6 protein-coding genes and 1 tRNA gene are annotated in these 8,659 nt (G+C 51.8%); 3 read left to right on the top strand and 4 right to left on the bottom strand.

What is annotated here, in order from left to right; translation table 11 throughout:
• Nucleotides 1–178: 178 nt before the first annotated feature.
• Complete coding sequence (locus CLV80_RS12035; RefSeq protein ID WP_106358165.1) at nucleotides 179–1,324, bottom strand: hypothetical protein; 1,146 nt, start codon at nucleotides 1,322–1,324, stop codon at nucleotides 179–181.
• 21 nt (nucleotides 1,325–1,345) lie between these two features.
• Nucleotides 1,346–2,878, bottom strand: a complete 1,533-nt coding sequence (locus tag CLV80_RS12030) for a hypothetical protein (protein ID WP_106358164.1) — start codon at nucleotides 2,876–2,878, stop codon at nucleotides 1,346–1,348.
• A 402-nt stretch (nucleotides 2,879–3,280) separates the two neighbouring features.
• Here CLV80_RS12030 and CLV80_RS12025 point away from each other — a divergent pair, with 402 nt between their 5' ends.
• On the top strand, nucleotides 3,281–3,988 hold the full coding sequence (locus CLV80_RS12025) for a helix-turn-helix domain-containing protein (protein WP_165793375.1): 708 nt from the start codon (nucleotides 3,281–3,283) through the stop codon (nucleotides 3,986–3,988).
• A 581-nt stretch (nucleotides 3,989–4,569) separates the two neighbouring features.
• Here the strand turns inward: CLV80_RS12025 and CLV80_RS12015 are convergent.
• On the bottom strand, nucleotides 4,570–5,358 hold the full coding sequence (locus CLV80_RS12015) for a TetR/AcrR family transcriptional regulator (RefSeq protein ID WP_311135527.1): 789 nt from the start codon (nucleotides 5,356–5,358) through the stop codon (nucleotides 4,570–4,572).
• On the opposite strand from CLV80_RS12015, the gene CLV80_RS12010 reads away from it, so the two are divergent.
• Entirely contained in the window at nucleotides 5,281–7,326 is a 2,046-nt protein-coding gene (locus CLV80_RS12010; RefSeq protein ID WP_106358190.1) for an NADH:flavin oxidoreductase, read from the top strand. The genes CLV80_RS12015 and CLV80_RS12010 overlap by 78 nt on opposite strands.
• Before the next feature lie 169 nt (nucleotides 7,327–7,495).
• Nucleotides 7,496–8,128 (top strand): tyrosine-type recombinase/integrase, encoded by a 633-nt coding sequence (locus tag CLV80_RS12005; protein ID WP_106358160.1) that lies wholly within the window; start codon nucleotides 7,496–7,498, stop codon nucleotides 8,126–8,128.
• Nucleotides 8,129–8,515: 387 nt separating this feature from the next.
• On the opposite strand, the gene CLV80_RS12000 is transcribed toward CLV80_RS12005, so the two are convergent.
• Nucleotides 8,516–8,589 (bottom strand) — tRNA-Cys (locus tag CLV80_RS12000).
• Nucleotides 8,590–8,659 lie beyond the last annotated feature (70 nt).

Below are 8,659 nucleotides of genomic sequence, written 5' to 3'. Positions count from 1 at the left end.
ACGCTTGAAATCTTCACTGAAATTTGGCTTCCTCATAACAGCCTCCTTGCCTCAAAATTAGGGAAGAAAGCGTCTACAATACTAGGGGCTATTCAGTTTGAACAATCTCGTTTTTCCGCCACTCGAGACATTGTTGATCCAAACTAATTCGACTGCCGCTGAGACAGAACTCCACATGTTAGAAACGTGTAGCAATTCCGGGATGTTCAAATAACAGCTTGGCAACCCAGTCCTGAGCCATCAGATCTTCTTCACTGTCAAAAACGCCCTGATTAATCCAGACGTTTCCATCCTGGGTATCAAAACGTGGCCCAGCCAAAGCGTTTATGGTGTCGCGATAGATGTTGGTATCTAGGTTGTGTCCGAGAACGTCATTTCCATAGCGGCTCCAATTGTGGGCTAAGGTCGTCCAAACGTCACGCGTGAGGTCATCGATGGATCCGATTGCAACATCGCCAAGCAGATCGGACAACTCAATCATCCATGAAGAAACGCGGTTAATTGATGCCGTTTCCAGAAAGTAGATATTGGCCTGCGACCCCGGGAGATTTTCAATTTCAAAGGTTGGTAGCTTCCCTATCTTCCATGATCGGTAACCGGCCAAAAAGTGATAGCGATTTATCCAAGTCGCAAAAGTTCCCCCTACAACAGCGACGACCGGATTCCAGGTTACGCCAGCGCCCAAAAACCCGCCCACAAAAGGATTGCCTACAGTAGAACCGGCTGTGGCCCCCGCAGCCGTCGACGCGGCAATCAGACCCGCAACAAGGGCTGCCGCCATAGCTGCGTCGTTTCCGAGCGCGAAATTGCGCTTCAGGGTCTGCACGGCAAAACTGTTGTGCTGACTGTGGATGACGCCGACCCAATCATCATGAAGTCCAGTCGCATCAATTGTCGAAAAAAACGCGTCCGCCGCACCGAAAAATTGCAGAGAATCGCGCCCTTTGAATTGTCGGCCGGAGTGAAGAAAATTGGTGGCGATGTTGCGGCGTAGGAGTTCGACACTGGCATCGGTCATGTCTGGACCTTCGCCATCAAAAATTTGGGGAAATAGCCGTGTAAAATGGCTGAAGTGATCACCCTCATTGATGAGCGCGTGTCTGTCGGCAAAAAAGTAGACACGATAGCGATCTGCGTGCCATGCCCCAGTCCCATCTGTATGGGGATATAAAGGTGTGAACGGACCGTCCGCGCCGCTTGCGACAGACGAGATATAGTCAAGCGCCGAGACACCACCGTCAAAACCGAGTTCGGCGGCGGCCCCCCTCAGGCTCAATACCCCGTCGCCGAGCGTGTCGACCAAAAAACCACGTAAAGATGCCATGAGCTTCGCCCTCCAAAAGTATTAGCGCAACATGATCAGGACAGGGATCAGACCTTGACCGTTCTCGAGAGGTCCCAATGCCTTGCCAATAATAGCACCGGCTGCGGTCGCAGGGCTGGACGCGCGTTCGGCGTGGCCGGTGGTGGTACTGGTGGTCATAATATCTCCGGGGCGAATGGCGCCCGCACTGTCGGCATCAGCCTGTACCCATGCACGCCCGACCAAGGCCAAAGGGACCGCATCAGTTCCCGCGAGAGCCGTGCCCATCACAACGGCAGGCCGTGTCTTCCCGGCGCCTGCGACGATGCCCGCGACGCGGATGTCGGCCACTTGTGAGCAGGGTTCCAATTGACCAACACTGTTAAGTATAACAACCACACCAGACGTTATTGTCGCCACCGCGCCGGGCGCAGGATCAAAAAGCTCCGCCACATCACCGTTTGGCAAAACGATGTCACCGGCCTCTCCGTTCACGAAAATCGTGGGTTCACCTGACGAATTATGCACTTCGATTTTACCTGAAACATTCCCTGCTCCCGATCCCAGCACCAAACGCGCTTCAGATCCATGCAACCGAATTGCATCATCCCCGCCGTCCCCATTGGAGACAAAAATGTTACCGGATTTCCCCGACCCGCCGACGTCGATACTTGCCCGTTCGCCATTAAAGGAAAGACCAAGCCTGTTTTCATTGTCAAAGAGTGAAAGTGAGCCCCCATCATCGTGTGTTGTGCCCAGAGTGGAGCGCGGTCTCCTGTCATTCTTACTGAGCACCTCGATACGCCCGCTCATCTCTACGCCATTCGCATCGGATTCAGTTGTGTTTTCAGGAATTCCGGCATTCAGTATTACAGCAGGATTTCCAACATTATTGTTTAATATCAATTCATTGCCGCGTCCATTTATATGTAACGCTGTTTCGGACCCTGATCTGCGCACGATCAAATCCCCGTCTTGATCATCCCCGCCCAGAATTAAGTTCCCAGCGTTGCCGTCCAAGCGGACGGTTGTCTTGTTTTGCGCGTTGCGAACATGCAAATCACCTTCTTGGTTTGGACCGCCGACAATAACATTGCCCGTCTTTCCATCTGCAAAAAAGACACCTTTGTTTTCGTCATCATGCACAACCAGGCGACCTGTCCGGCCATTGCCGCCGATGATAACCGCAGCCTCGTCCGCGTCGATCAGTAGGGCTTGGTTGTCGTCTGCATCGACACAGACAATCTTGCCTGACCTCTGGCCCCCTCCGGCGCGAATAACACCTGCATCTCCATTCAGATGAATTGAGGCTTGGTCCACATCGGCTATATCTGTCGCTGATCTTGGGAATACCACGACATCGCCGTCACGACCGTTACCACCCAGTCTGAGGTTCGCGCCGGGGAATTCTGTATGAAAGACGATGTTGCCGTCTGCATCCCTTACACGGACACTGCCAGTTGAACTATCAATGCGAAGACGTTGGATGTTGTTGCGATCGACAAGAATGATATCGCCCTTAAAGATCGTGTCGTCGGATACGGTTCCGATTGGAAGGTTTGGCGCTCTGCCCATGATTTTGTCCTTTTGCGTTGATTTCGGAAAGCAGCCCTAAGCCCTTCAACAGGAGCCGGACTTGGGTATACACGTGTGCAGACTAAGAACCCGCTGGGTCGACGGCACACTAAGTGCCGTCAAAAAAATCGATCGCTAGCGGGCTTCGTGTTTCACTGAAATTGGCAGTCGCTCCGCAAAAACCGGGGCCGCCTGCCGTATTGAGTTATTGGTGAAAGGTTACAGGCAAGAAGATCGGCTCGTATTGTAAAAACCAGCAATTTTGATCGGACGTGACTGATGAAAAGACTTTATTCTCGGCACCCAGCGCCACCGCAGCTTAAGCGATATGTGCAAGCGTTCTACGTTGCAGATGCGTTAGATCTTGAAATTGACGTTGTCTCTCCGCCAACGGGATACCCGTTGCTGGGGCTCATTTGGCGTGGCTTTGCGGGTGCCGAGGTTGAAGGGCAACTATTGAAATTCGGTTCGATGCCAATAAGCCATTTTTCAGGGCAACTTTTTCGCAAGCACGCCCTAGTGCGGTGGCGTGGCGGAATAGGACATGCGGTTGCCGAATTTCGCGCAACGGGTTTTTTTGAACTCTTCGGATTATCTGGCAAATTGCTTGTGAACACGACCCGCGCCGTTAACGACGTCCATCCGCCGTTCGACCGGTCTTTTGCCGCGCGCAAAACCGAGTGTGTCACGCCCGATGACTATATCAGGACCTTACAAGACGCCCTCATTCGACAAATAGCAGATGCCTGCGAAGCCCCACCATACCTTCATAAAGCCATCAATATGATAGAAGCCGCTAATGGCGCTATCCGGTTGTCTGATGTCATCTTGGAGTGCGGCGTACAGGAACGTAGCTTTCATTTGAACTTCAAATCCGTGGTTGGACTAAACCCCAAGTACTTTTGCCGAGTTCTCCAGTTCAATCATGTCGCTCAGCTAATCTTGTCCGGCGCCGGCAGTCAACTTGCTGAACTTGCTGCCGATGCAGGGTTCTATGATCAAGCTCACTTCACGCGGGCATTCAAAGAGTTTGCTAAACAAAGCCCCCAAGCATTTTTGGAGAGCGATGAAATTAACTTGTCAACTTTCATTCGCCTGAATGAAAGTTGACAAGTTTCAGACGCTCAATGAACTCCGTTTTGACAACGGAACAGAGATACCTCCTTAGTGGCTCAAGCAGCGCATTAAACTGGAGCAACCCTCTGAATCGGAACAGTTCTATGATACTTCAGGTATACCCTCTCGGCCATGGTTCGCTCCAACGACGGTTCTTCGGGATTTTCTTCGTGCGCGCCCTGACCAGTTATGTTTGGTGGTGAATCAGAAAATGACCAGTATCGACCGCTATCACCTCACTCATCTAACGAATTCATTTGCATGATTATGGTGCGGTCAAAAGGTCAAAAGCGACCACAGCCCGCGCATACGAAAACTGAAAAATCCTATGCCACCACCATTGGAAAGATACCGTTTCGTTTTGGCACGTCTTTTGCCGAACCATAGAAGCCGACATTCGCACAAGTCGCAGCATAAAGCAGTTTGGGCTCAGTCCGGACATTCGCTGCGGTTGCGAACGTTGTATGGTTCAGTTTTGCACGCCGATGTCTGCTTAGCGGACAAAGCGGACATTAGGCGCTTGAGTTTCAATGTCTGGTTTTGGTGCTGCGCATTTCCGGAACCCTGCTTTTCGTTCAGTTGGCTGCATGACGGTTCAAAAATGTGCAGACGTCGCTCTGTGATGGTGAAACACCCGCAAAGAGTTCGACGTAGTGCTGAACCCTCTCCAATCGCTCGGCTGCGTTCTCAGTGACCTGCATCGAAAAATAGCCGATCTGTGTATAGATAACCGTCAGGCCGCGAACCTCGGCTTGTTCTTGTGAAAAAGCATGCCGCTCAAACATTTGAGTCACGGCAGATATCCGTCGCCTATCAGCTTCTTGGATGCGCTGTTCGAGGTCGGTATCCACCCGCGCCCAGTTCCGAATCGCGAGATCAAAGGGCGCATCAAAAAGCGTGTCGTCAAGCCAGCAATCCATTAGATTGAAAAGAGCTTCGCAGATATTTGAGGCCTCCAAATTGCATTGCTGAATGAGGTGACCGGTATTCTTACTTTCCCAACGCTGGACCAATGCGCCGTGGAGTTCGGCAATGTCTTCGAAGAACCAATAAAACCCGGTGCGAGACAAATTGAGCACTTTCGCCAAGGGCATGATTTTTACAGCATCGATGCCTTCTGCTATGAGCAGCTCATATGCAGCGTCAAGCCAAAGCTCTTTTGATCCGCGTTGGCGTGAGGTGGGTGACTTCATACCATTCATAATATGAAAACTTGACACAGGTGTCAATTGAGCGGCAGGATGCAAACACGACACACGTGTCAAGAAAACTGTGAGATGGACGAGATGACCAAGGACCCGCTGCTTCAGCCATACCAATTGAAACATCTGACTTTGAAAAATCGGATCATGACCACAAGTCATGAACCAGCCTATCCAGAAGATGGGATGCCGAAAGAACGTTATCGCGCCTATCACGAAGAACGAGCGAAAGCGGGTGTCGCACTCACCATGACAGCGGGATCAGCGGCGGTGTCAAAGGACAGCCCTCCAGTCTTCAACAATATCTTGGCTTACAAAGACGAAGTTGTGCCTTGGATTCAAAACCTGACTGATGGGTGCCATGAGCACGGTTGTGCGGTCATGATACAACTGACGCACCTTGGTCGACGGACAACGTGGAACAAGGGCAACTGGTTGCCTTCTGTTTCCTCATCTAAGCATCGCGAACCAGCACATCGCGCGTTCCCCAAGTTGATTGAAGATTGGGACATCGACCGGATAATTAACGACTTTGCGGACGCCGCCGAGCGCATGAAAGCCGGCGGGATGGATGGGATCGAGCTTCAAGTTTACGGGCACCTGCTTGACCAATTCTGGTCGCCGCTTTCGAACGATCTGGTCGGACCATATGGCGCTGATACACTTGAAAACCGGATGCGGTTCCCCCTTGATGTGCTTGGTGCAATTCGCAAACGCGTCGGTGCAGAGTTTATCGTTGGTTTCCGTTACACGGCCGATGAAGCGCAAAAGGGCGGTATCACAGCAGAGGATGGTCTCAAGATTTCCGAGAAACTTGCTGCGACGGGTCAGCTTGATTTTCTGAATGTTGTGAGGGGGCGCATCCATACCGACCCCGCGATGACTGATCTCATCCCTGTGCAGGGCATGGCAAACGCACCACATCTGGATTTCGCGGGTCAGGTTAAGAAGCTTACCGGAATGCCAACATTCCACGCCGCCAAAATCCCAGATGTTGCGACTGCGCGTCACGCTATTGATGCAGGCTTGCTCGACATGGTTGGTATGACCCGGGCCCACATGGCGGACCCGCATGTTGTCCAAAAAATCATTGAAGGACGCGAAGACGACATTCGCCCTTGTGTAGGTGCGACCTATTGCCTTGATCGTATCTATCAAGCTGGTGATGCACTTTGCATTCATAATGCTGCAACAGGCCGCGAACTGACAATGCCACACACAATCCCGGTGGCTGCAACCAAGCGCAAAGTTGTCGTTGTCGGCGCAGGCCCCGCCGGACTTGAAGCCGCGCGTGTTGCTGCCGAACGTGGCCACGATGTTGTTGTGTTTGAGGCGCAACCAGACCCCGGCGGCCAAGTGCGCCTCACTGCCCAAAGCCCACGTCGCCGCGAGATGATTTCAATCATCGATTGGCGCATGTCCCAATGTGCTGCGCGCGACGTTGTCTTCCATTTTAATACATGGGCCGAAGCGGACGATGTCACCGCGCTAAACCCTGATGTGGTGATTGTGGCGACTGGCGGCATACCAAACATAGAACTGTTTGAAAGCGGGAAAGAAGTGTCAAATGTCGTCACGTCTTGGGATATTATCGCGGGCGATGTGAAGCCTGCACAGAACGTGCTGATCTATGACGAAAGTGGTGACCATCCCGCATTGCAAGCTGCAGAAATTGCAGCATTGGCTGGCTCTGCGGTCGAGATAATGACCCCTGATCGGACATTTTCGCCCGACATCATGGCGATGAACCTTGTGCCCTATATGCGGTCGCTGCAAGACAAAGACGTAACCTTCACAGTGACCCGCAGATTGTTGGGCGTTGAGCGCACGGGCAACAAACTAACCGCGACCATCGGTACCGATTACAGCGACCACACAAGCACAAAAGAATACGATCAGGTCGTCGTAAATTACGGAACAATGCCTCTGGACGAATTGTATTTCGATCTCAAGCCGCTTAGCTCAAACAAAGGTGCAGTCAACCACGACGCCTTAATCGCAGGGACCCCTCAAACGCTCGTGCGGAACGAAGTTGGAACGTTCCAACTCTTCCGCATCGGTGACGCCGTATCAGCCCGCAATACACACGCCGCGATCTACGATGCGCTTAGACTCGTGAAGGACCTGTAGAAGATTATTTCTGGTTCGAATATCGAAACCAGACGTTCGCGGCGTCACAGAAATTCGGTAGATTGGGCTCCTTTCGGACCTTAGCTGCATTTGCACATCCATATGATATAATGCGACGTCAACGTCTGGTTTTCGCTGTGGGAGGGTATGGCGGATCGGAGTATCCATCATGCAAACACCAAACTTACCGGCCATTCGCGCGCTTCGGCCCGCTTGGAACAAAGGACGCATCGTCGGTCAAAAGCTCCCGCTGAAGCCTAAGCATGTCTGGGCAATACGCGTGCGGCTCGAGTTGGCGGAAAACCATCGAGACCTTGCCCTGTTCAATCTGGCTATCGACAGTAAATTGCGCGGCTGTGATCTCGTCCGGATGAAAGTCGCAGATGTAATGGCGTCAGGGCAGATCAAAGCGCGGGCGTCCGTATTGCAAAGCAAAACCCAAAAACCGGTTCGGTTTGAAATTTCGGAAGGTACGCGGGCATCGGTCGCAAAGTGGATGGAAGACCCCCTGACGGTCGGGTCCGAATTTCTCTGGCCTGGACGTTTCCACGAGCGCCTGCACATCTCAACGCGTCAATATGCACGGATCGTGCGGGACTGGGTTGGGTCCATCGGTTTGGAAGTTACAGCTTATGGCACCCATTCAATGCGACGGACGAAGGTCACACAGATTTACAAGAAGACAGGCAATCTGCGTGCCGTTCAATTGTTACTGGGTCACACCAAGATGGACAGCACAGTGCGACGGCTTGGCAGGATGTGCTCTGATTGGCGGGTGTCCGGCGGGCATAGGCAAAATTAGAACAAAAAAGAAACATAGCACAAATATGCGTTTCGACCGTTTCGGTCATCAAAAATAAATGGACGGCAAAAGGATACCTTGCACCTCCAGAATTATCCCAGATGCTCGAGGTTACTCTAAAGACCATTGCAACATGTACAGGTGCGTTATCTTGAGATCTCATTACTATTTGAAACGCCGTCCAGAGCTTCGTCGGTAGAATCCTGCTAATCCAACACACTAAGCTAAGGACATTAAGGAGTTCACAAACTAGAGTTATGCAAATGCTTGCTCGGCATCGAAGAATAACTGCGTCTCGCAACACCAAATTTTTGGGCGGGTTGTTGGCACCAATAACCCACTCATTTTCAAAATATCACTTAAAAACAATGCCTAATATGCATAATATGGAGGCGAGTACCGGAATCGAACCGGTGTACACGGATTTGCAATCCGCTGCATAACCACTCTACCAACTCGCCTTCTGAGCAGGTTCACTAAGGATCACGGCTCGTGGCGTCAAGCACATATCCCCTTTTGCTGCGCTCATCT

This window comes from Yoonia maritima, from assembly GCF_003003285.1.
Classification (GTDB): Bacteria; Pseudomonadota; Alphaproteobacteria; order Rhodobacterales; family Rhodobacteraceae; genus Yoonia; species Yoonia maritima.
This window is presented reverse-complemented; position numbering and strand designations above follow the sequence as displayed.